The 23,412-nt window shown below is 73.1% G+C and carries 17 protein-coding genes; 6 read left to right on the top strand and 11 right to left on the bottom strand.

Annotation, left to right across the window (positions count from 1 at the left end; translation table 11 throughout):
• Position 1: 1 nt before the first annotated feature.
• The gene (locus tag ABT369_RS44290) at positions 2–907 is read right to left on the bottom strand and encodes a hypothetical protein (protein WP_350622206.1); all 906 of its coding nucleotides are present in this window, start codon (positions 905–907) and stop codon (positions 2–4) included.
• 183 nt (positions 908–1,090) lie between these two features.
• Between ABT369_RS44290 and ABT369_RS44285 the strand changes: the two genes are divergently transcribed.
• Complete coding sequence (locus tag ABT369_RS44285) at positions 1,091–2,155, top strand: cellulose binding domain-containing protein (RefSeq protein ID WP_350622204.1); 1,065 nt, start codon at positions 1,091–1,093, stop codon at positions 2,153–2,155.
• Here the strand turns inward: ABT369_RS44285 and ABT369_RS44280 are convergent.
• From ABT369_RS44280 to ABT369_RS44265, 4 genes are all read right to left on the bottom strand, one after another.
• The gene (locus ABT369_RS44280) at positions 2,152–4,770 is read right to left on the bottom strand and encodes an EAL domain-containing protein (protein WP_350622202.1); all 2,619 of its coding nucleotides are present in this window, start codon (positions 4,768–4,770) and stop codon (positions 2,152–2,154) included. The genes ABT369_RS44285 and ABT369_RS44280 overlap by 4 nt on opposite strands.
• 99 nt (positions 4,771–4,869) lie before the next feature.
• The gene (locus tag ABT369_RS44275) at positions 4,870–5,829 is read right to left on the bottom strand and encodes a carbohydrate ABC transporter permease (protein WP_350622200.1); all 960 of its coding nucleotides are present in this window, start codon (positions 5,827–5,829) and stop codon (positions 4,870–4,872) included.
• A 19-nt stretch (positions 5,830–5,848) separates the two neighbouring features.
• Entirely contained in the window at positions 5,849–6,850 is a 1,002-nt protein-coding gene (locus tag ABT369_RS44270) for a carbohydrate ABC transporter permease (RefSeq protein ID WP_350622198.1), read from the bottom strand.
• Positions 6,847–8,094, bottom strand: a complete 1,248-nt coding sequence (locus ABT369_RS44265) for an ABC transporter substrate-binding protein (RefSeq protein ID WP_350622196.1) — start codon at positions 8,092–8,094, stop codon at positions 6,847–6,849. The genes ABT369_RS44270 and ABT369_RS44265 overlap by 4 nt, the downstream gene beginning before the upstream one ends.
• A 323-nt stretch (positions 8,095–8,417) precedes the next feature.
• On the opposite strand from ABT369_RS44265, the gene ABT369_RS44260 reads away from it, so the two are divergent.
• Positions 8,418–8,720: an STAS domain-containing protein gene (locus ABT369_RS44260; RefSeq protein WP_350622194.1), complete on the top strand. Its 303-nt coding sequence runs from the start codon at positions 8,418–8,420 to the stop codon at positions 8,718–8,720.
• Positions 8,721–8,728: 8 nt separating this feature from the next.
• On the opposite strand, the gene ABT369_RS44255 is transcribed toward ABT369_RS44260, so the two are convergent.
• The 3 genes from ABT369_RS44255 to ABT369_RS44245 all read right to left on the bottom strand — a co-directional run bounded on the left by ABT369_RS44255 (position 8,729) and on the right by ABT369_RS44245 (position 12,300).
• Complete coding sequence (locus ABT369_RS44255; RefSeq protein ID WP_350622192.1) at positions 8,729–11,038, bottom strand: FtsX-like permease family protein; 2,310 nt, start codon at positions 11,036–11,038, stop codon at positions 8,729–8,731.
• Positions 11,032–11,760 (bottom strand): ABC transporter ATP-binding protein, encoded by a 729-nt coding sequence (locus ABT369_RS44250; RefSeq protein ID WP_350622190.1) that lies wholly within the window; start codon positions 11,758–11,760, stop codon positions 11,032–11,034. The genes ABT369_RS44255 and ABT369_RS44250 overlap by 7 nt, the downstream gene beginning before the upstream one ends.
• 108 nt (positions 11,761–11,868) lie before the next feature.
• Positions 11,869–12,300 carry a hypothetical protein gene (locus ABT369_RS44245; protein WP_350622188.1) on the bottom strand — a complete coding sequence of 144 codons (432 nt, stop codon included), beginning with the start codon at positions 12,298–12,300 and terminating at the stop codon, positions 11,869–11,871.
• Positions 12,301–12,334: 34 nt separating this feature from the next.
• On the opposite strand from ABT369_RS44245, the gene ABT369_RS44240 reads away from it, so the two are divergent.
• Entirely contained in the window at positions 12,335–12,760 is a 426-nt protein-coding gene (locus tag ABT369_RS44240; RefSeq protein ID WP_350622350.1) for a DUF2716 domain-containing protein, read from the top strand.
• Between the two features lie 9 nt (positions 12,761–12,769).
• Here ABT369_RS44240 and ABT369_RS44235 read toward each other — a convergent pair whose 3' ends face one another.
• Positions 12,770–13,948 carry a hypothetical protein gene (locus ABT369_RS44235; protein WP_350622186.1) on the bottom strand — a complete coding sequence of 393 codons (1,179 nt, stop codon included), beginning with the start codon at positions 13,946–13,948 and terminating at the stop codon, positions 12,770–12,772.
• 93 nt (positions 13,949–14,041) lie between these two features.
• Here ABT369_RS44235 and ABT369_RS44230 point away from each other — a divergent pair, with 93 nt between their 5' ends.
• The gene (locus ABT369_RS44230; RefSeq protein WP_350622184.1) at positions 14,042–14,803 is read left to right on the top strand and encodes an SDR family NAD(P)-dependent oxidoreductase; all 762 of its coding nucleotides are present in this window, start codon (positions 14,042–14,044) and stop codon (positions 14,801–14,803) included.
• Between the two features lie 197 nt (positions 14,804–15,000).
• Entirely contained in the window at positions 15,001–17,946 is a 2,946-nt protein-coding gene (locus ABT369_RS44225) for a carbohydrate binding domain-containing protein (protein ID WP_350622181.1), read from the top strand.
• Between the two features lie 44 nt (positions 17,947–17,990).
• Here ABT369_RS44225 and ABT369_RS44220 read toward each other — a convergent pair whose 3' ends face one another.
• Complete coding sequence (locus ABT369_RS44220; RefSeq protein WP_502891904.1) at positions 17,991–19,199, bottom strand: PQQ-dependent sugar dehydrogenase; 1,209 nt, start codon at positions 19,197–19,199, stop codon at positions 17,991–17,993.
• A gap of 1 nt (position 19,200) precedes the next feature.
• Positions 19,201–22,845 (bottom strand): choice-of-anchor D domain-containing protein, encoded by a 3,645-nt coding sequence (locus tag ABT369_RS44215; RefSeq protein WP_350622177.1) that lies wholly within the window; start codon positions 22,843–22,845, stop codon positions 19,201–19,203.
• A 248-nt stretch (positions 22,846–23,093) separates the two neighbouring features.
• Here ABT369_RS44215 and ABT369_RS44210 point away from each other — a divergent pair.
• On the top strand, positions 23,094–23,412 hold a 319-nt coding region (locus ABT369_RS44210), incomplete at its 3' end, for a hypothetical protein (protein ID WP_350622175.1).

The following is a 23,412-nucleotide window of genomic DNA, read 5'->3' as shown; positions in this document are numbered from 1 at the left end:
CTCACCTTAGTGCCGCGACCGCGCCCGCCACGGTGGCCGCGACGAGAACGGCCAGCGCGGTGAGGGTCGCCGCGTCCGGCGCGAGCAGCGGCTGCCCGCGCAGCGCCTGCCAGGTGACGAGCGCGAGCAGGCCCGCGTAGGCGCCGGCGAGGACGACGGTCAGGCGGGTGCGGCGGGCCGGGTCGGCGACCAGGCGGCCGAGCAGCATCGCGACCAGCAGCATGGCCTGCAGCGCGTGGATGCCGACGAAGTGCCCGACGCGCAGGTCGCCGCCGGTCGTGCTCCAGCCGAGCAGCGGCAGGCCGGGGCCGCCGTCGGGGACGCCGACGGCGTGGGCGCCCAGCAGGGTGTCGGCGCCGCGCGCGTCGGCGTCCAGCTGGGCCCGCGTCGGCACCAGCATCAGCAGCCCCTGCGGCATCCCGAGCAGCAGCAGGACGAGGCCCAGCCGCCCGGCCCAGGCCACGGCCCGATCGGCGGGCGGGTCGCGCCACAGCAGGATCGCGATGAGCAGCGTGCCCAGCCACAGCACCAGGATGATCGCGCCCATGCCGCTCCACAGCAGGCCGTCCAGCGGGGTCGTGCTGTTGAAGTGGCTGGACCGGCCCCGGGCCGCCTGACCGGCGATGATCCCGACCTCCAGCACCGACATCGCGGCGACGACCGCGGCCGCGATCCGGGCGGCGCGGCGGCCGCGGCCGAGCCGGTCGAGCAGCCAGGCGAGGGTCAGGGCGTAGACGACGAAGGAGACGGCGAACTTCGCGGGCTTGAGCCAGACGGGCTGGCCGAGCAGGGTCCGGTCGTCGAGGGCGAGACCGGCGAGGCAGACGGCGAGCAGCAGGGTCATGAGTGCGGCGAGCGCGGTGAGGGCCCGGCTGCCGCGCCAGGCCTCGCGCAGGATCGTGGTCATGGCGCCGACGATCCCGGAGCCGGCCGCGGCGCGACTCCTGCCGCCGGCCCCGCGGCCTCCTGCCGCAGGAGGAGGAGCCGTGTAAGGTTCACGGCCCCCGCGCTGGTCCCCGCACCGCCGGCGACACAGCCATTGAGCTGTATCGAAGCGCTTGCTTCAATCCGCGGCATGCGATGGCGGTTGATGTCTACGGTGACGGCGGTCCTGGCCCTACTGGCCGCGTCGGTCGCGCTGGCCTGGCCGAGCTCGGCCGCGCCAGTGGGAGTCCAGCCGGTGCGGATCATGCCGCTGGGCGACTCGATCACGGGCTCGCCGGGCTGCTGGCGGGCGCTGCTGTGGCAGCAGCTGCAGGCGAACGGCTACACGAACATCGACTTCGTCGGCACGCAGGCGCCGCAGGGGTGCTCGGTGCCGTACGACGGCGACGGCGAGGGCCACGGCGGCGCCCTCGTGACCGCGGTCGCCGACCAGAACCAGCTCGTCGGGTGGCTCGACGCGACCCACCCGGACGTGGTCCTCATGCACTTCGGGACCAACGACGTGTGGAGCAACCGCAGCACCGACACGATCCTCGCGGCGTACTCGAAGCTCGTCGACCAGATGCGCGCCTCCAACCCGGCGATGCGCGTCCTCGTCGCGCAGATCATCCCGATGAACCCGTCGACCTGCCCGGAGTGCGCGCAGCGGGTGGTGGCGCTCAACGCGGCGATCCCGGGCTGGGCGGCCGGCAAGACCACGGCGGCCTCGCCGATCACGGTGGTCGACCAGTGGACCGGCTTCAGCACGGCGACCGACACCGGCGACGGCGTGCACCCGAACGACGCCGGCAACCAGAAGATGGCCGCGCGCTGGTATCCGGCGCTCGCCAAGGTCCTGACCGGCGGCGTCCCGACGAGTCCATCTCCGAGCAGGAGCCAGAGCACCTCCCCCAGTCCGAGCGCCCCGGCCGGCACCACCTGCGCCGCCACCTACAGGGTCACCAACCAGTGGCCCGGCGGGTTCCAGGGCGAGGTCACGGTGAAGAACGCCGGCAGCGCGGCGATCAAGGGCTGGACGACCCGGTTCACCTTCGGCTCCGGCGAGACGATCAGCCAGGCCTGGAACGCGACCGTCACCCAGTCCGGCGCCGTGGTCACCGCGGCCAACGCGAGCTGGAACGGCGCCCTGGCCCCGAGCGCGACGGCGACCTTCGGCTTCACCGGCAACGGCACCAGCGGCACCCCGGCCGTGACCTGCACCGCCGCTTAGGACGCGGCGAGCGCGAAGGAGCCCCGGGCCAGCAGCTCCCCGAACTCCCGCTCCGGCACCGGGCGGGAGAAGTGGAAGCCCTGGCCGATCGGGCAGCCCAGGCGTGCGAGCTCGCGCGCCTGGGCCGCGTCCTCGATGCCCTCGGCGACGACCTGCAGGTCCAGCGCCTGGGCGAGGTCGAGGATGGCGCGGGCCAGGGCCGAGTGCTCGGGCCCGCGCGCCACGCCGTCGACGAACGGCTTCGGGATCTTCAGGATGTCGATCGGGAACGCGTGGAGCCGGGACAGCGAGGAGTACCCGGTGCCGAAGTCGTCGACGGCGAGCCGCACCCCGAGCGCCTTGAGCTCGGCCAGGCGGCTCGCGGCCACGTCGGCGTCCTCGCTCAGCAGCGACTCGGTGATCTCCAGCGTGAGCTGCTCCGGCTCGAGGCCGCTGTGCAGGAGGGTCTGCTGGACGTAGAGGGTCACCGCGGGGTCCTGCACCTGGCGGGGTGAGAGGTTCACGCTGATCTTCGGGCGGGCGCCGCCGGCCGGCCAGGCCGCGGCGGTGCGGCAGGCGGTGCCGAGCACCTCGTAGCCGAGCGGCAGGATGAGCCCGGTCTCCTCGGCCAGCGGGATGAACCGGTCCGGCGGGATGAGCCCCTTGCGCGGGTGCGGCCAGCGCACCAGGGCCTCGGCGCCGATGATCGAGCCGTCGCGGAGGTCGACGAACGGCTGGTAGTACACCAGCAGCTCGTGTCGTTCGATGGCCCCGCGCAGGTCCTCGGCGAGGTCGAGGCGCTCCAGGAGCCCGGCCTGCATGCTCGGGGCGTAGTAGGCGAAGCGGTCGCGGCCCTGACGCTTGGCCATGTGCATGGCGACGTCGGCGTTGCGCAGCAGCTCGTCGGCGTCCGGCGGGCGGTCCGGGTCGGGCAGGGCGATGCCGACGCTGGCCTGGGGCTGGATCTCGCGGCCGCCGACGCTGATCGGGCGGCGCATCGCGCTCAGCACGCGCTCGGCGACCCGGGCGGCCTCGGCGGCGTCGTCGAGGTGCTCGAGCAGCATCGCGAACTCGTCGCCGCCGAGCCGGGCCGCGGTGTCCGCCGAGCGCAGGCACGAGCGCAGCCGGTCCGCCGTCGTGCGCAGCAGCGCGTCGCCGGCCGCGCGGCCGAGCGAGTCGTTGATCGTCTTGAAGTCGTCGAGGTCCACGATGAGCAGGGCGATGTGGCGGTACGGCGTGCCCCGCCGCTCCAGCGCGTGGTGGATGCGGTCGGCGAGCAGGGCCCGGTTGGCCAGGCCGGTGAGCCCGTCATGGAACGCCTGGTGGGTGAGCTGCTCCTCCAGGGCCTTGCGCTCGGTGATGTCGCGGGTGGTGAAGAGGTACCCGCTGCCGTCCCCGTCGTCGACCGAGCGCCCGATCGTCTCGGTCAGCACGAAGCCGCCGTCCGCGCGCCGCAGCCGGCACTCGACCGGGCCGACATGCCCGTTCGCGGGGCGGGTCGCGAGCAGCAGCCCCACGCGCTCGCGATCGTCCGGGTGTACCAGCTCGACCAGCGTCCGCCCGAGCACGTCGGCCGGGCGCAGGCCCAGCAGCGACTCGATCGACGGCGTGACGTACTGGATCACCCCGTCCGGCCGGCAGATCGACAACAGGTCGGTGACCTGCTCGGTGAGGCGCTGGAAGCGGCCCTCGGCCCGCTGGCGCTGCACCTCGCGCAGCACGTTGACCACGTCGGCGAGGCGGACCAGGACGAGCACGAACAGCACGCAGGACGCGGTCAGGAACACCGCGAGCTCCCGCGACGCGGCCGCCTTGACGGTGATGACGACCGGGATGAGCAGCGCGGCGACGGCCAGCAGCACGGCCACGCGGCCGCTGGAGAGCCGGGGCGCGGCCGGCGGGAGGCGCTCGTCGACGGTCCGCATCCGCGGGTCGAGCGCGGCGCACCCGACGCACACGTAGAACCCCATCCAGCCGACGTCGACCCAGGTGCCGGCGTGGAAGTCCCCGCGCAGCGACTGCCAGGTGTAGACGGCGTCGGCCGCGAGCAGGCAGGCGAGGCCGGCGAAGAGCAGCCGGACCGGGGTGGCGCGGGTGGTGCCCCGGGCGCCGCCGAGGCGGGCCATCACGGCGAGCACCAGCACGTCGCCGAACGGGTAGGAGATCGCCACGACCCGATCGGTCAGGCTGATCGTGGGGCGGGTGAGGTACGGCTCGATCAGGAACGCCCAGGTGAGCAGCGCGGCGCCGACGGTGACGATGGTGCCGTCGATGAGGGCGGCCCGGTCGCCGCCCGGGCTCTGGCGGCGCACCAGGATCGCGAGGGCGCCGGCCAGGCACGGGTACATCGCCAGGTAGCACACGTCCGCCACGCCCGGCCCGGGCGCGTCCCGGCCCTCGACGAGCTGCGGCCAGTAGAACAGCCAGTCGCCGACGCTGTAGCACGCGAGGCCGGCGGCCGTCAGCCACCACGGCAGCGGGCGGGCGGGCCGGTGCACGGCGATGCCGACCAGCACGGCCACGGCCGACGAGCTCGCGGCGGCGGCCCAGACCAGGGCGCGCAGGGGCGAGTCGGGCGTCAGGAAGTACACGACGCCCAGCACCACGCCGACGGCGGCATACGACCGCAGCAGCACTCGACCCCCTCCGGTGGTCCCCGGAGCCCAATCGGCCGTTTCGAGTGCCGCGTTACCTTTTTGCCCGATAAGTCGGCCGCGCCGTGCGGCCCGGCCGGTTCAGCGCTCCTGCAGCGTGCCCGCCAGCAGCCCGCGCATGAAGAACCGCCCGAGCAGCACGTAGATCGCCAGCGTCGGCAGGCTCACCAGCAGCGCGCCCGCCATCGCCTGACCGAACGGCACCGACTGCCCGCCGGCCACGTTGTTCAGCGCGATCGTCACCGGCCACGAGTCGCGGCTGGTCATCATCGCGCCGAACATGAAGTCGTTCCACGACGACGTGAACTGCCAGATGACGGCGACGGCGAAGGCGGGCTTGGCCAGCGGCACGGCCAGATCCACCCAGGTCCGCAGCACCCCCGCGCCGTCCAGGCGGGCCGACTCCAGCAGCGCGTCGGGCATCGACACGAAGTGGTTGCGGAAGATCAGCGTCGTGATCGGCAGCCCGTAGATGATGTGGATGAGCATCAGGCCGAGCAGGCCCCCGGTCGCGTCCCCGGACCCGCGCAGCCCGACCGCGGTCATGGTCTGCGACACCGGGATGATCACGGCCTGGTACGGCACGAAGATCCCGAACAGGATCAGCGGGAAGACCACATTGGACAGCGGGAAGCGGAACTTCGACAGCACGAACCCGTTCGCGCAGCCGAGCAGGGCCGAGATGAGCGAGGCCGGGATCGACAGGGCGAGGGAGTTGCGGAAGCCCGACGACAGCTTGGGCAGCACCGCCGCGAAGTTGTCGAACGACAGGCTGGTCGGCAGCTCCCAGATCCGGGTCACCGACACGTCCGCCGGGTTCTTGAAGCTGGTCACGATGAGCACGTACACCGGCATCAGGAAGAACGCGGCCAGGGCCCACAGGATGACGTAGCGCAGCGTCGTGCGCACCGGCCCCGGGCGCTGCCAGCGCGGGATCGACGACGGGTCGGGGTCCGGCGCGTCGCCCGGCGTCGGCAGCCGGGTGGGCCGGTAGGTCTGGGCCGCGGTGTTCTGCGGCACGGCGGCGGTTGCGCGAACCATCGGTCCGGTCATGGACTGATCACCGCCGTTCCGTGCGAAGGCTGTACCAGACGTAGGGGCCGACCACGATGGCCACCCCGAGGAGCAGGACCGTGGCGATGGTGGCGCCCCGGTCGTAGAACCCGCCGTCGAACGTGGTGAACCACATGTAGAGCGACGGGGTGTCGATGCGCAGGTTGCCCTGGTCGAGCGCGTAGAGCAGGTCGAACGTCTTCAGCGAGATGTGGATCATGATGAGCATCGCGCTGAACGTGACCGGGCGCAGGGCCGGGCGCACGACGTGCCAGAAGATCTGCGTCTCGCTGGCGCCGTCCATCCGGGCCGACTCGCGCAGGGTGTCGTTGACGCCGCGCATGCCGGCCAGGAACAGGGCCATCACGTAGCCGGACAGCGCCCACCCGGCCGGCAGCGCGACCGCGGAGATCGCCCACACCGAGTCGGACTTGTGCCAGTCGCTGCGCAGGAACCCGAGGCCGACGTCGGCGAGCAGCTTGTTGATGCCGGCCGTGTCGTTGCCCGAGCCGTTGTCGAGCAGCCAGCGCCAGACGATCGCGGTGGCGATGAACGAGATCGCCATCGGGAACAGGAACACGCCGCGCAGGAAGCCCTCGCCGCGCACGCCCCGGTCCAGCAGCATCGCCATGAAGAACCCGAGCAGCAGCGCGGCCGCGACGAACACGACGGTGAAGATGATCAGGTTGCGCATGTCGGCCCGGAAGCGCTCGTCGCGCAGCAGCGCGGCGTAGTTGTCGAAGCCGACGAAGTGGTACCGCGGGGAGAGCCCGCGCCAGTTCGTGAACGACACCCGCACGTTCCAGCCGAGGAACCCGTAGACGAAGACCCCGATGAGGATCAGCGACGGGGAGACCAGCACGAGCCCGGGCAGCCAGCGGGGGCCGTGCTGCTTGCGGGGCCGCCGCTCCTTCATCGCGAAGGCGGGCCGGTCCGGCTCCGAGGAGTGCCGTGCCCGGTGCTGCTGCTGGTTCGGGGGTGCCGGCGCCTGCCGGACGGGGAGGTTCACTGCGTCTCCCGGTACTGCTGCTCGACGGTCCGGGCGAACTTGCCCTGGTCACCGTCCTGGACGAACAGTCCCAGGGCCGAGTCGATCTCCGCGTTGTACGCGTTGTTCGCCACGACGCCATGGGTCAGCGACCCGACGATGCGGGTCTTCGGGTCGCGCCACTGTTGCAGCGCCCAGCCCAGGTAGTCCTTGTAGAGGCCCGCGTCGGCGTCGGTGCGCGCCGGGATCGAGCCCTTGAGCGGGTTGAACAGGTTCTGCCCGTCGGTGGAGCCGCACTCGACCAGCCACCGGCGGGCCAGGTCGGGCCGGCGCGCGCCGGTGGGCAGCGTGAACGTGTCGGACAGGAAGTCGTAGACCCCGGTGCTGCCCGGCGAGGCGACCGCGGCGTAGCCGTCCTGCCACTGCAGGCCCTTGGTCTGCGCCAGGTACGACGAGGACCAGTCGCCCATCACGGCGTACACCGCGGAGCCCGACACCACCCGGTCCAGCTGCGGCTGCCAGTCGCCGGCCGCGGACTTCACGTCGGAGACCGCGAGGATCTTGGCGTACATGTCCAGCGCGGCGGCCACCTCGGGCGCCTGCCAGCTGACCCGCCCCGCCCACAGCCCCTCGTAGGTGCCCGCCCCCAGCTCCCCGAGCAGCACCGTCTCGAGCAGGTGCTTCTGCGTCCACTCGGGCCCGACCGCGAGGGCCACCCGGCCCTTGGCCTTGATGACCTCGGCCTGCTGGAGGAACTCGGCCCAGGTCTTCGGCGGCGCGGCCAGCCCCAGCTCCCGGAGGGTCTTCGGGGTGTACCACATGAGATTGGCCCGGTGGATGTTCACCGGCACCGCGTAGATCCGCCCGTCGATGGTGAGGTTGTCCACGAGCCCCTTCGGGAACACCTTCGCCCAGCCCTCCTGCCGGTACAGGTCCGAGATGTCCTGCACCTTGCCCGAGCGCACGTCGTCGAGCAGCTCGAGCCCGGCGTGGCGCTGGTAGGAGTCCGGCGGGTCGTTGGCCAGCAGCCGGCTGGCGAGGATGGCCTTGGCGTTGGAGCCGGCGCCGCCGGAGACGGCCGCGTTGACGAACCGCACGCCCGCGTTGGAGCTCTCGAAGGACTTGGCCATGGCGGCCAGGCCCTCCTCCTCACCGGGGCCGGTCCACCACGAGTACACCTCGAGCTGATCGTTGCTCGCGCCCCGCACCGCGAACATCGACAGACCGCAGACCAGCGAGACGACCACGATCGTCAGGACCGCCAAGCGCCCCTTCCACACGCCAACCCCTCTTCCACAACCACAGATTGAGGACGCGGCGCGGCGACTCCATCCGGCGGGGCGGCGCACGCATGTCGTCCAGGGACGGTATGCGCGTATACAGCGGTTGCAGATGGAACCTTAAGGCGCTACCGAGCGTCGATCGGACACTTACCCACGCCGAACGGTGGACCTTCTATCACGGCGTAATGAAATTGTTGCAGGCGGTATCTACCAGAGGTTCGTGAAAAATCAACGGTTCACAGACTGGTATGGCATTGGTTACCGTGGCCGTCGGTGCAACATTCACCGACACCTCGGAGGCTCGCGTGCCCCACGAGCGTTCACCGGTCACCCTGCTCCACGATCCGAGTTGCCCAGTAGCCGTCAGCTTCCACGGCGAGATCGACGCGTCGTGGGCGGCCGAGGCCCAGCACAGCCTCGTCGCGGCCCTCGTGCACCACCGCCCCGACCCGATCGTCATCGACCTGCGCGGCGCGACCCGCCTCGACCCGCGCGTGGTCGGCGCCATCCTGGCCACGATCGACGCCGCCGACGACTTGGACGTGCCCGTGCAGGTGCTCCTGGGCGCGGCCGACCCGACCGGAGGCCTGCTGGCCGCACCCGCCTGAGGGCCCGTCTAGTCGCGCACCGCCGCCATGCGCGCGGCCGGGGTCCGCAGCGCGAACGCCGCCGGGACCAGGGCGGCGACCACCGCCACGACCGCGCACACGGCCGCGACGACGAGCACCGGCGTCCACGGCACCACCACGGTCACCGCCGCTCCCCCGGCGCTCAGGTGCGGCACCATCGCCAGCAGGACCCCGCCGGCGAGCGCCCCGGCCAGCGCCAGGCCGGCGACCGTGGACAGCAGGGCCTCGATGCCGACCATGCCGAGGATCTGGCCGGGAGTGGTGCCGGCCAGCCGCAGCACGGCGAGGTCGCGGGAGCGGTCGGCGGTGGCCATGACCAGGGTGTTGGCGATGGCGATGGTGGTGTACAGCAGCGCCATCCCGAGCACCGTGAGCAGGGCGAGGTCGTTCATGCGGCGCTGGCCGGCCTCGAGCCCGGCGAAGTACTCGGCCGGCGTGAGCACCGTGCCCGAGGCGTCCGTGACCGGGCCGGTCAGGGGGCCGGTCAGGGGGCCGGTCAGGTAGACGGCGTCGGCGTGGCCGGGCCCGAGCGACCAGGGCAGCAGCACGCTGTCGTCGAGGTCGACGGAGGGCGCGAGGACACCGGCGACGCGCAGCCGCACCGGGGTCGAGTCGTCGAGCCAGAGGTCCGCGGGGGCGCCCGGGGTCCAGTGCATCGACGCGGCGAGGCCGTGGCCGACGACCACGGTGCCGTCGACCGGCTCGGCGCTCACCCGCATGACGCTCGCGAGGCCGGGGCCGGCGAAGAGCGCGTCGAACGGCTCGGCGTAGTCGGACTGGTTCACGTACACCACCGAGCGCGCCACCGGCACGCCGCCCGCCGGGACCCGGGCCGGGCCGACGAGCACGCCGGTCGCGCTCAGCCGGGCGGCGCTCGCGTCGGCCTCGGCCCGCCAGATCGTCGCGGTGGCGGACAGGGTCGTGGCGGCGATGCCGGCGGTGACGAGGATGGGCGCGACGGTCGACGCGGTCCGCCGCACCGCGATCCGGGCGCCGTCGCGCGCGAGGGCGGCGGTCACCCCGGGGATCGGGCGGCCGGCCAGCCAGGCGGCGCCGGGGGCCAGCAGCGGGGCGAACAGGGCGATGCCGGTGATGGCGAGCTGGGCATCGAGCAGCACGAGGGCGATCGCCTCCGGCCCGTCGACCGGGACCCAGATGAGCAGCGCCGCCGTCCCGCCCAGGCAGGCCAGCCCGCACACCCAGCGCCCGGCGGTCATGACGCGCCGCTCGGCGGCGGCCTCCCGCAGCGCCTCGATCGGCCGCACCCGCCCGGCCCGCCGCGCCGCGACCATCGCCCCGGCCAGCGCGACGAGCAGCCCGGCGCCGAACGCGGCCAGCAGCGGCCACCACACGAACCCGGCGGTGAACCCGGGCGGGGCGAAGCCGTTGCGGGCCATCGAGTGCGCGAACACCGGCGCCGCGACGAGTCCGGCCCCGCACCCGGCGAGCCCCGCGACGACGCCGACGACGACCGCCTCGCCGAGCACGAGCCGGCGCACCTGCCGCGGCGTGGCCCCGGCCGCCCGCAGCAGCGCGAGCTCCCGGCGGCGCTGGGCCACGGCGAACGCGAACGTGCCCGCGACCACGAACACCGCGACGAACGCCGCCACGCCCGCCGTGGTGCCCATGAGCGAGGCGGCGAGGGCGAGCAGGTCGCCGTCCGGGTTCGGCTCCGCCTCGGCGCGCGCGTCGCCGGTCAGGACTCGCGGCCCGTCGCCGATCGCGGCCCGCACCTGGGCCGCGGTCATGCCCCGCACCGCGAGCGCGTCGATGCGTCCGCCGCTGAGCTCCTCGGCGGCGCGGTCGGTGAGGTACACGGCCTTCGGCCCGCCGACGATGCCGGCCACCGTGAACGCGCGGCCCGCGACGGTGATCCGGTCGCCCGCGCGCCCGTCGGTGGCCACGACCTCGTCGTCGCGGGCCGGGCCGGCGCCGGCCGGGATGCCGTGCAGCGCCGCGGCCGACCAGGGGTGGGCGTTGCCGGGCAGCCAGCGGTCGGCGATCGCCCCGGGCAGCCGCGCGGCCAGGTCCGCGGGCAGCGATCGGGCGCGGTTCGTCGTCGTGGAGGCGGTGTACTCGTCCTCGGTGCCCGGGTCCACCACGACCGTGATGCTGTTCTGCCCCGCGACCACGACGTCGGCGGTGTCGTACCACGCGGGCGCCCGGCCCTCGCCGACGCTGGAGGCGAGCGTGAGGCCGGTGGTCGCGAGCAGCGTCACGCCGAGCCCGAGCGCGATGAAGACGCCCGCGAAGGAGATCCAGCGCGCGCGTACCGTCTGCAGCGCGATGCTCAGCATGGCGTCGCCGTCTCGAGGGCGGTCATCCGCTCGGCGACGGCCTGCGGCGTGGGCGCGGCCATCTCGGCGACCACGCGCCCGTCGGCCAGGAAGACGACGCGGTCGGCGTGGGCCGCGGCGACCGGGTCGTGGGTGACCATGACGACCGTCTGGCCCTGGCGCTCGACCGTGCTCCGCAGCAGCCCCAGCACCTCGCGGCCGGTCCGCGAGTCCAGGGCCCCGGTCGGCTCGTCGGCGAAGAGCACGTCGGGCCGCGTGATGACGGCCCGCGCGATGGCGACGCGCTGCTGCTGGCCGCCGGAGAGCTCGGCGGGCCGGTGCCGGGCCCGGTCCTCGAGCCCGACGGCCGCGAGCACCGCGCGCACCTCGCGGCGGGACGGCCGGCGGCCGGCCAGGCGCAGCGGCAGGGCCACGTTCTGCTCGGCGGTCAGCGACGAGAGCAGGTTGAAGGCCTGGAACACGAAGCCGATCCGGTCCCGGCGCAGCCGCGTGAGCCCGGTCTCGTTCAGCGTGGCCAGGTCGGTTCCGGCGACGCACACGCGGCCGGCGGTGGGCCGCTCCAGCCCCGCGGCCGCCTGCAGCAGCGTCGACTTGCCGGAGCCGGACGGGCCCATGACGGCCGTGAACGTTGCACGGGCGAACCCCAGCGTCACCGAGTCGAGCGCGACCACGGTGCCGAACCGCTTCCCCACGCCCTCGAGCGCCACGACGTCTTCGGTCATGCGCCCATCACACCGCGCGCGGGGCCGGCGGTTCACGCCCGCGGGCAGGCGTCCTGGCGGTGGGGGCAGCCCCACCCCGGCCGGGCCCTGTCCTGGCTGGGATAGGGCTCAGCTCGGGACGGGGTAGACCGCCCAGGGCTTGGTCTTCAGGCCGCCCCGCGAGTCGACGCTGGTCTTGAGCCGCTCGCCGGTCTCGTGGGAGATGCCCGGCGACTCGTACGTCGGGACCTCGACCGCGCTCGCGGTGAACTGCTGCTTGTCGGTCCCCTCGTAGTCGATGCGCACGACGGTCGGGCCCTGCGCCGTCTCCAGCAGCAGGAACACGTGGCCGGGCCCGCTGATCGGCGGGGTGCGGCGGCCCAGGTCGATGCAACTGGTCACCTCGCCGAACGGCGACGAGCGGGCAAACAGGGAGCAGGCCTGCCGCTCCTGGTCGGCCAGGAACGACGAGCGCTGCGGAAAGCTCACGGCGAACGGACCGCCGCCACACACCAGCACTACCGCCGCCGCGGCCGTGACCGCCCACCCGAGTCGATTCATGCCGACATTGTTAGCAGATATCCTGCTGCGTGTGATGCCGTGGGAGGACCTCGGGTTCGACACGTACGACGAACTGTGGGCCCGCGTGCCCGCCGACCCGCGGCCGTCGGTCACGTTCGACCTGGCCGGCTTCTTCACCGCCGAGGTCCAGGCCGAGTTCAACGCGGCCGAACGGGCGGTCGACAGCCTCGCCCACCTGGCCTTCGTCCGGGTGCTGCCGCCGGGCACGCCGCTGCTCGTGCTCACCTGGGAGCACGCCTCGCACCGCTTCTGGCCGCAACGCCAGACCGAGGCGCCGCCGTGGCTGGTCGTGCCCAACGGCGACCACTACGTCGTCGGCACCGAGGATTTCACCCTGGGCACCCGCGGTCACCCCTGGGAGCAGACCCTCCAGGTGTGGGGTGAGCCCCTCCTCGACGTGCTGGTGCCGATGCTGAGCTGGCTTCCCCGCAAGGCGTGACGCGGCCGCTCAGTACTCGACGTCGCTGGTCGCCTCGAACGGGCCGACGACGATGCCGCGGCGGAAGGTGCCGTCGGCCCCGGTGATCGCCTGGAGCGTGAACTGCTGGAGCACCCGCAGCTGGCGCCCGGCGATCCGGAGGGGCCGGCGCACCTCGTAGAGCGGCGACCACGGGCACTCGTAGTAGCAGCTGCTGCCGTCGCGGGTGTGCAGCGGCACGATGTCGCCGGCCGCGAAGGCGGCGTCGACCTCGCTCTTGAGGGCGAGGGTGGCGGCCGGGTCGGGGTCCTCGCGCCACAGCAGGGCGATCGCCTCCCTCGCCTGGCGGTCCTTCTGCCAGCGCTTGAGCGTGACGGGGTCGGTCAGGCACCACGGGTCGAAGTGGCCGCCGCCGGGCAGGGCCCGCACGTCGGGGCGCCCGGCCGGGCGCAGCGACTCGTAGGAGCCGAGCAGCGACGGCATCGCGGCCAGCTGGCCGACGTGGAACCACAGCTCGAGGGCGGTCTTGAGGTTGTTCTCGATGAGCTCGTGCAGCTGCGCGTTGTGCCGCTCGGTGCGCAGCGCCACGGCGTAGTCGGCGGCCGCGGCGGCCTCGGCGTTGAGCTGCTTGAGCCGGTTCACCGCGGCGCGGTGCTCGTCGGGGACGCCGGCGCGCTCCAGGCCGTAGAGGGAGACGTCGATGTGCTGGCGCAGCGGCGGCACGGCGGCGAGCAGCGCGGTGAGGTGCTCCGGCGGGCAGGGCCGGACCTCGGCCCAGTCCGGCAGGCCCGCGGGCAGGGCAAGCTCGGCGGCGATGTCGTAGTCGGGGTTGACCCGGGCCTGCCGCGCCCGCGACACCCAGCCCTCGACCGCCGCCAGCCAGGCCGACACCTGGTCGAAGGTCACCGCGGGCACGTAGCCGACGGTGCCGGGGCGGGCCGCGTAGTCGGCGTCGAGGAACTGCTCGCCGAGGGTCTGCAGCATGTAGCCGTTCCACGCCGCGAGCAGCAGGCTCCCGGTCGCCGGGGGTGCGTTCCACAGCGTCCGCCCGTCGGCGACGAGCTGGTCGCGGGCCCGGTCCGCCTCCATCATCTCGTCGTAGGCGGCCTTGCCCGCGCCGCGCAGGGCCTCCAGCACCACCGCGTCGCGCTCCTTGGCCAGCGAGGCACGCATCTTCGTCAGGAGCGAGGGGCGCATCGGGTCGGCCATGCGACACAAGGTAGCGGCTCGCTGCCATGCCGATGAGTTCGCGGGCCGCTCGGGGTTGCACGGGTAGGAGCAGCCGACACGAGGGAGTACGAGATGTTGCTACAAGGGCGCAGCGCGGTCGTCTACGGGGGCGGCGGCCACGTCGGCGGAGCCATGGCCCGGGCGTTCGCGCGCCACGGGGCCACCGTGCACCTGGCCGGGCGGACGCTCGCGACGGTGCGGGCGGTGGCGGACGAGATCACCGCGGCCGGCGGGACGGCCTTCGCCGACGCGGTCGACGCGCTCGACGAGCACGCCGTCGACGAGCACATGGGCCGGGTGACCGAGCGCTGCGGGCGGCTCGACGTGTCCGTGAACGTGATCAGCGACCAGGACGTGCAGGGCGTCGCGATGGCGCGGATGACGGCCGCGGACTACCTGCGGCCGATCGTCACCGCGGTGACGTCGAAGTTCCTGACCGCCCGGGCCGCCGCGCGGGTCATGGTGCCGCGGCGCTCGGGGCTCATCCTGTACTTCGGGGGCACCTTCGACTGGTCCGTGGCCCGGCGCTTCAGCGTGGGCGGGATGGGGGTCACGTTCGACGCGGTCGAGTCGATGCGCAAGCAGCTCGCCTGCGAGCTCGGGCCGAGCGGGGTCCGGGTCGTCACGCTGCGCACCGGCGGGCTGCCCGAGACGATCCCGGCCGGGTTCGAGGGGCGCGACGAGCTCGTCGGATGGCTCACCGGCCAGACGCTCACCGGGCGCACGGCGACGCTCGCGGAGGTCGGCGAGCTCGCCGCGTTCGTGGCGTCGGACCACGCCGGGATGATGACCGGCGCCGAGCTCGACATGAGCGCCGGAACGTCGATCCGATGAGTTGATCATTGAAAGATCTTGCCGACCTTCCAATCCATTCGCGCAGCTCAGCCCGCATACACGCCGCTGAGCTGCGCGAATTCCTGCAAGAAGCTTGACAAGGATGAATGTCAGGCCCGAACCTTCCTCCACGCGTTGCAACGCCTTGGCTTTCGTTCGGCCGCCACCGTCCGGATCGCGCAAGGAGTGACCACCCCATGCCCCGTCGCAGACCCGTCCTCATCCTCGTGCTGTGCCTGCTCGCCGCGCTGCTGCCGGCCCGCGCGCTGGCCGCCGCCGGCAACAGCCTGACCGTCTACTACAAGCCGCCGAGCGGCTGGAGCACCGTGAACGTGCACTGGGCGCCCACCGGCGGCGCCTGGACCGCCGTGCCCGGCGTGGCCATGTCGGCCGCGAGCTGCGCCGGCTGGTACACCCGGGTGCTCGACCTCGGCTCCGCCGCCGGGGCCCAGCTGACCTTCAACAACGGCGCCGGCACCTGGGACAACCACTCCGGGGCCAACTACTCGGTCGCCGCCGGGCTGGTCGCGATCAGCAACGGCGCGATCGCGACCACGAACCCGTGCTCCGCCACCCCGCCGTCGTCCTCGCCCCCGGGCGGCAACACGGCCACCGTCTTCTACTCGACCGCCGGCCGGGCCTGGAGCACCGTGAACATCCACTACGCGCCCGACGGCGAGGCGTGGACGGCGGTTCCGGGCGTGGCGATGAACGAGACCGCCTGCACCGGCTGGGTGAAGAAGACCGTCCAGCTCGGCGCGGCCACCGGCATGCAGGCGGTGTTCAACGACGGCGCCGGGACGTGGGACAACAACAACGGCGCCAACTACCGCATCGCCGCCGGCACGAGCCGGGTCGCGGGCGGCAGCGTCACCGCCGCCGCGACCGACCCGTGCACCGCGGTCCCGCCGGACACCACGGCGCCGGCCGCGCCCGCGAACGTCACCGCGACCGTCGACCACGTGACCGTGAGCCTGGCCTGGAGCGCCTCCACCGACGACCGGGGCGTCACCGGCTACCAGATCACCCGCGACCCGGGCGGGACCGTGCTCACCAGCGCGTACCCCGGCTACATCGACGGCGGCCTCGCGGCGCGCACCACGTACACGTACACCGTGCGGGCCGTGGACGCGGCCGGGAACCGCTCGGCCGCGTCCGCCACCGTCACCGCCACGACCGGCGACGCGCCGCCGCTGCCCGAAGGCGGGGCGATGCTCGGCGGCGACCCGCGCAAGGAGAGCATCTACTTCGTGCTCACCGCGCGCTTCTACGACGGCGACCCGTCCAACGACCGCGGCGGCAGCCAGCACGTGAGCTCCGGCAACGCGGCGAACAACGACCCGATGTTCCGCGGGGACTTCAAGGGGCTCGTCGACCGGCTCGACTACATCAAGGGCCTCGGCTTCTCGGCCATCTGGATCACCCCGGTGGTGCTGAACCGGTCCGACTACGACTACCACGGGTACCACGGCTGGGACTTCTACCGCGTCGACCCGCGGCTGGAGTCGCCGGGCGCGACCTACCAGGACCTCATCAACGCCGCCCACGCCAAGGGGCTGAAGATCTACCAGGACGTCGTCTACAACCACAGCTCCCGCTGGGGAGCCAAGGGCCTGTTCACGCCGACCGTGTGGGGCGCGCGCGACGGGCAGTGGGACTGGATGTACAGCGAGAAGATCCCCGGCGCCGTGTACGACCCGATGCAGGAGAACGCGCTCGGCCGCGCCTACAACGGGGACCTGTGGTCGACGACCGCCCCGGCCGGCAACACGTGCCCGAACTACGGCCTGCCGAACGGGCAGAAGAGCCCGGAGGGGTACACCATCCACTCCTGCCAGTGGCCCAGCCCGACGGCCTCGATGTTCCCCGCGAACCTCTACCACCAGTGCTGGATCGGCAACTGGGAGGGCGAGGACTCCCGCTCCTGCTGGCTCGCCGACGACCTCGCGGACCTCAACACCGAGAACCCGGTCGTGCAGCAGTACCTCATCAACGCGTACAACACCTACATCGACATGGGCGTGGACGGCTTCCGCGTCGACACCGCCGTGCACATCCCGCGGGTGACGTGGAACCGGCGCTTCCTGCCGGCCCTGCAACAGCACCTGGTGCAGAAGTACGGCGCGGCCAAGGCCCAGGACTTCTACGTCTTCGGCGAGGTGGCCGCGTTCGTCAACGACAAGTGGAACCGCGGCTCGGTGAACCACTCCGCGCAGTTCTTCACCTGGAAGGAGCGCAGGTCCTATGTGGACGACGACGTCCAGGCCGCGCTCGACCAGTACAACTACGAGGAGCAGCTCGGCACCGGCAACCAGCCGGCGTCCACGAACGCGTTCCTGAACGGCAACGCCTACCACGCGCCGGACCACAGCCAGTTCTCCGGCATGAACATCATCGACATGCGGATGCACATGAACTTCGGCGACGCCCCGAACGCGTTCCGCAACGGCATGGACTCGGACGACTCCACCAACGACGCCACCTACAACGCGGTGTACGTGGACTCGCACGACTACGGGCCGAACAAGTCCTCGACGCGGTACGCGGGCGGCACCGACGCGTGGGCCGAGAACATGGCGCTGATGTGGACCTTCCGGGGCGTGCCGGTGCTGTACTACGGCTCGGAGATCGAGTTCCAGGCCGGCAAGCAGATCGACTGCGGCCCGGCCTGTCCCCTGGCCACGACCGGCCGCGCGTACTACGGCGACAAGCTGGCCGGGTCGGTGACGGCCTCGGACTACGGCGTGGTCTCCTCGTCCTCGGGCGCGGTGGCGACCACTCTGGCCCAGCCCCTGGTCAAACACGTCCAGCGGCTCAACCAGATCCGCCGGGCGATCCCGGCCCTGCAGATGGGGCAGTACTCCACGGCTGGCGTCTCGGGCGGCCAGATGGCGTTCAAGCGGCGGTACACCAGCGGCTCGGTCGACAGCTTCGTGCTCGTGACCATCTCGTCGAGCGCCACCTTCACCGGCATCCCGAACGGCACCTACACCGACGCCGTCACCGGTGACGTCAAGGTGGTGTCCAACGGCACCCTGACGGCGACGGTCGCGGCAAAGGGCGACCTGCGCGCGTACGTGCTGTCCCTGCCGGGCAACCCGGCGCCGGGGAAGGTCGGCTCGGACGGGCCGTACCTGCGCTGAGCGCACCGCGGTGGGCCCGGTTCCCAGAGGGCCGGGCCCACCCCTCAGTGCAGGGTGAGCCGCAGCACGCGGTCGTCGTCCGGCACCGGGCCGCCGGGCCGGCGGCCGTCGCGGTTCGAGGTCGTCATCCACACGCTGCCGTCCGGCGCCGTGACCGCGGTGCGCAGGCGCCCGTAGCGCTCGGTCAGCGCCTCCACCGGGCGGCCGGCGACGCCCGAGCCGGTGCGCCACCGCACCGAAGCCGTGTCGGAGAAGGAGGAGGCGACGACCGGGGACGGGCCCAGCGGCACGAGGTAGATCCGCTGGCCGCGCAGGCACGTCACGACCGCCGTGGTTCCCGTGATCGCCACGCCCGCGGCCACCCCGACCTCCGGGTGCCAGACCACCACCGGGTCGACGTAGCGCGGGTTGCCCCCGATCCCCTCGACGGCCGGCCAGCCGTAGTCGCCGCCCGGGCGGATGATGTTGAGCTCGTCCCACACCGCCTGGCCGATCTCGGACGAGTACATGACCCCATTCGCGTCCCAGGCCAGGCCCTCGGGGTTGCGGTGGCCGTAGGACCACACGAGCGAGCGCGGGAACGGGTTGCCCGGCGGGGGCTTGCCGTCGGTGGTCATCCGCAGGATCTTGCCGCCGAGGATGTGGAGGTCCTGGGCCGCCTCGGTGCGGGAGGCCTCGCCGGTGGTCGCGTACAGGTAGCCGTCGGGGCCGAACGCGAGCCGCCCGCCGTCGTGGATGCCGCCCCTCGGGATGCCGGTCACGATCGGCTGCGGGCGGCTGTGGCCGTCGAGCTTGAGCCGCGCGATGCGGTTGTCGACCTTCGTCGTGTAGTAGACGTAGACCGTCCGGTCCTTCTTGTACCCGCGCGACACCGCGATGCCCAGCAGCCCGCCCTCGTTGTCCGAGTTCGCCTCGCCGATGCGGGCCACGGGGGTGACCGCGCCGGTGGTCGCCACGTGCAGGATGCGCAGGGTCCGGCGCTCGGTCACCAGCGCGCTGCCGTCGGGCAGGAACGACAGTCCCCACGGGACGTCGAGGTGCCGCGCGATCGTCGAGACGCTCACCCGCCCGTCCGCGCCGCCGGACGGGTCGGCCGCCCCGCGGTGGAAGTCGGTCGGGTTGATCGGCGGCAGCGGCCGTCCCTCGGCCCCCGCCGGCGAGGAACATCCGGCCAGCACACAGACGGACAGCAACGCGATCCCGGCTCGGCGCACGGGGCAACCGTGCGCCGGGCCGGGATGAGCCGCCGTCATCCTAGGAGGCGTAGACCTCCAGCTCCGAGAGCTGCCCGGCCGGCCAGCCGGTGTTCCCGGTGACCGTGACGCGCAGGTAGCGCACCCCGGCCGCGGGGAACGTGAGCGTCACCGCGTTGCCGGTGGCCGGGTCGAAGGCGCAGGCCCGGCTCGCGACGAGCACCGCGCCGGTGGTGAAGTCGGTGATCGTCACCGTCTCGGTGCGCGCCGCCCACGCCGTCGCCGGCGGGAGTTTCAGCACCACGCGGCTCACGGCGGTGGTCGCGCCGAGGTCCACCTGCAGCCACTGCGGGAACGCGTTGTTCACGCTCTCCCAGTAGGTGTCCGCGCTGCCGTCGACGGCGTTGCCGGCCGCGTAGTTCTGCGTGTTCGACGACTGCGTGACCGGCCGGCGCAGGGCCAGGTTGGTGGCGGTCGCGGCCACCCCGGTACCGCTGAGCGCGACGGTGGCCTCGGCGTTGGCGGCGGTACTGCGCACGCTCAGCGTCCCCGTCCGGTTCCCGGCCGCGCTGGGGTGGAACGTGACCGTCGCCGTGCAGTTGGCGCCCGGCGCGATGGCGGTGCCGCACGTGGTCGTGACGGTGAAGTCGCCCGACGCCGTCACGGACTGGACCGTCGCCGGGGCGGTGCCGGTGTTGGTGACGGTCACGGTCTGCCAGTCGCTGTTGGTGTTCACGTCGGTGTCCTCGAACTGCAGCGACGCGGGGCTGAGCGCCAGGGTGGCCGTGCCGCCGCCGGTGCCGTACACCTCGAGGGACGACAGCTGCCCGGCCGGCCAGCCGGTGTTCGCGGTGATGCTCAGGCGGACATAGCGCGCGGTGACCGCCGGGAACGTGGCACTCGCGGTGTTGCCCGTGGCCGGGTCGAACAGGTAGTCGGCGGCGCCCGCGGCGGTGCTCCACTGGGTGCCGTCCACGCTCGTCAGCACCGCGACCGTCTGCCGCCGGGCGGCCCAGGCGGACGCCGGTGGCACGCGCATCGTGACCTTGCCGACGCTCGCGGAGGAGCCCAGGTCGACCTGCACCCACTGCGGGAACGCGTTGTTCGCGCTCTCCCAGTAGCTGTTCGGGTCCGCGTCGGTGAGGTTGCCGGCCGGGTAGCCGGCCTGCGTCGACTGCGCGGTGGCGGGGCGCCCGGCGGCCAGGTTCGTCGTGCTCGAGGGCGGCACGCCGGTGCCGGTGAGCTGGACGAGGACGGCGCCCTGGCCGTCGTCGCCGGTGATGGAGTACACCGCGGACTGCGCGCCCTGGGTGCTCGGCGTGAACGTGACGGTCTGGTGGATGACGTCACCGGGCGAGAGCTGCTGGCCCTCGGAGACCGGCGTCGTGGTGTTGAACGCGCCGACCGGCGGGGCCGCCTTGGTCAGGGTCAGCGTGATGTTGCCCGTGTTGGCGATGTCGAAGGTCTGGGTCGCGGAGGTACCGACGACGACCGACCCGAACGCGACCGGGTTCGGCGTGATCGTCAGGTGGGCGGCGCCCGTGACCGCGGTGCCGCTGAGCGGGACTGTGACCGGGCCGGCCGAGCTGGTGACGGTGATCGAGCCGGTGTGGTTGCCGGCCGCCGTCGGGGCGTACTTCACCGAGACCGACACGGACGCCCCGGCCGCGATCGTGGTGCCGTTGGCCGGGAAGCCGGTGGCGCTGAACGGGGCCGCGGGCGCGGTCGAGCCGGTGACCGTGACGGCGCTCGTGCCGGTGTTGGTGATGCTGACGCCGAGGGTCTTGCTGGCGCCGGTCGGCACCGTGCCGAACGACAGCGCCGCCGGGGTGGCGCCGAGGCCGGGCTTGGTGCCGGTGCCGTGCAGGTCCAGCGCGACGGTCCCGGCGTCGGTGGTGAAGGTGAGGCTGCCCGCGGCGCCCCCGGCCGCGGTGGGCGTGAACCGGACCGGCACCGCGAGGGTCTGCCCGGTGGCGAGGCTCACCGGCAGCGCGGGCGCGGTGACGCCGAAGGGCGCGGCGGCGCTCACGGCGGTGATGCGCACGGCCCGGGTCGCGGTCACGGTCACCGTCGCGTTGGCGGTGCTGCCGACGGCGACGCTGCCGAAGTCCGTCGGCGGGGCGCTCAGCGCGGCGGTGGTCGGGCGGCCGAAGCCGAAGATGCGGCCGTCGCGGTTGCCCACGTAGACGCGGCCGTTGTCGGTCGCGGGCACGGCGAACTTCGTGGCGGTGCCGATCGGCGCGGAGTACCGCAGGTGCAGCTGGCCGCCGGTGGGCAGGGCGTCGTAGGCGCGCAGCTGGCCGCCCGAGCCCGTGGAGCCGTCGCTGTAGACGGCCCAGACGATCGCCGAGCCCGAGGTCGTGCCGGAGGAGGTGACGACCGGGGAGCCGGAGGTGTAGCCGAACGTCGAGGGGCTGGTCGCGGCCGAGGTCAGCACGGGCAGGCCGGAGCCGTTCACGCCGTACTTGAACGCGCGCAGGAAGCCCTGGTTCTCGACCTGGTACACGTAGCCGCCGTCGCCGCCCCAGACCGCCGGGTGGCCCCAGACCCCGTTGTAGGGCCCGGCCGGCGGGACCAGCGAGGCGTCGGTGCCGCCCGGGCCCTGGGCCATGCCGCCGAGGTTGTCGCGGTCGAGGAGGAACACCCGGCCGTCCTTGCCGGCCTGCACCATCAGGCGCGGGTGGGCCGCGGTGCCGAACGAGGCCGGCAGGGCCACCGGGCCGCCGGAGCCGAAGTCGGTGTCGTCCTGGTCGAGCTTGCCGTTGTTGGCCGGGCTGAAGAAGTCCTTGGCGCTCAGCGAGCCATCGCCGTTGACCTGCAGCCGGATCACCGACTCGGCGAGCGTGCCGGGCGGGCTGGTGCCCGGGCCGGGCGCCGGGGACACGCCGTTGCCGGTGGCCACGAAGATCCGGCCGGACCCGTCGGAGACCAGGCCGCCGCCGGACTGCCAGATGCCGCCCATCCCGGTCGAGCGGCCGGCCTCGGTGGACCACAGCGTCGACATGGCGGGGGTGGCGGTCTTGACGCCGGCGACGTACCCGACGTAGGGCCCGTAGTCGCAGTGGCTCGCGAAGCCGGCGTAGACGACGCCGTCGAGCAGCAGCAGGCCCGGGCGCTGGGCCGCGGTCTTCGGGTTGAAGGTGTTGGCCGGGTCGTTGGTCGGCGAGCCCTGGATCGTCACCGGCCAGCCCGAGCGCTCGGCCCCGGTCGCCGGGTCGATCTTGTGCATGTAGAAGTGCGGGTGGTTGGCGTCCGCGCCGTCGTTGACCTTGGCGGTGAAGAAGACCGAGCTCGTCGCCGGGTCGTAGACCGGGGTGCTCGTGACGCCGATGTTCGGCACCAGGTCGCCGCAGCCGATCGCGGACGCGGGCCAGGCGGGGCCGACGCTGCGGGACCAGACGATGGCGCCGGTCTGCGGGTTGAGGCCGTACACCCAGTTGTTCTCGGTCGCGGCGATCAGGGTGCCCGCGGCGACGATCGGCTGGGCGTAGATCTGGCCGTTGAGGTCGGTGGCGAAGAGCTGGCCGAAGTCGGCGGCGGAGACCGCGGACGGGCCGAGGGCGGCCTCGTTCGGGTCCCAGGCGGTGCGCAGGGTGTCGACGGAGACCGTCGTGACATCGGCGGCGGCGGGCGGGGCGAGCACGGCGGCGGTGCCGAGCGCGAGGAGGGGTGGCAGGAGGGCGGCGGCCAACCGGCGTGCGGCCATGACGGCTCCAGAGAGGGGGGTCGAAGAGCGTCGATCGGGACAGCACCGTAACGCGACCGACATCTCTGCGCAAGATGCCAACGAAAGACGGAAATACTTGCACTCATCAACCGCAAAAGCCATCGACGGTACCGCCGGGGCCCGCACCACCCCGTCCGGGGCATTGATCGTTACGGACCTGTGCTGCCTGGGTACCACACTCGAACCGACCAGGGCCTTCGCGGTCTCTCGCGGAAGGGGACGGTGCGATGACCGAACCGGGAAGCCGGCGGCTGTCCGCCCGCGACAACCGCACCGCGGTCGCGGCCGGGGGCGCCGCGCTCATCGTGATGCTGCTTGCCCTGCTGGCCTACTGCCAGTTCACCGGCTCGGGCTCCGGCGACCGCGCCGCCCCGGGCCCCTCCGTCTCGGCCTCGGTCTCGGCCTCGGTCTCAGCCTCTGCTTCGGCATCGGTCTCGGCATCCGTCGCGGCCAGTGTGTCGGCCGCCCGGTCCGCCGACGCCGCCCGGTCCGCCGCGGCCGCCGCCGAGCGGGAGCGCTCCGCCGCCGCCTCGCGCTCGGCGGCCG

The sequence above is a fragment of the Dactylosporangium sp. NPDC000244 genome, from assembly GCF_040300725.1.
Lineage (GTDB): Bacteria > Actinomycetota > Actinomycetes > Mycobacteriales > Micromonosporaceae > Dactylosporangium.
The sequence above is the reverse complement of the archived record's forward strand: the minus strand, read 5'-3'. Positions and strand labels throughout refer to the sequence as shown.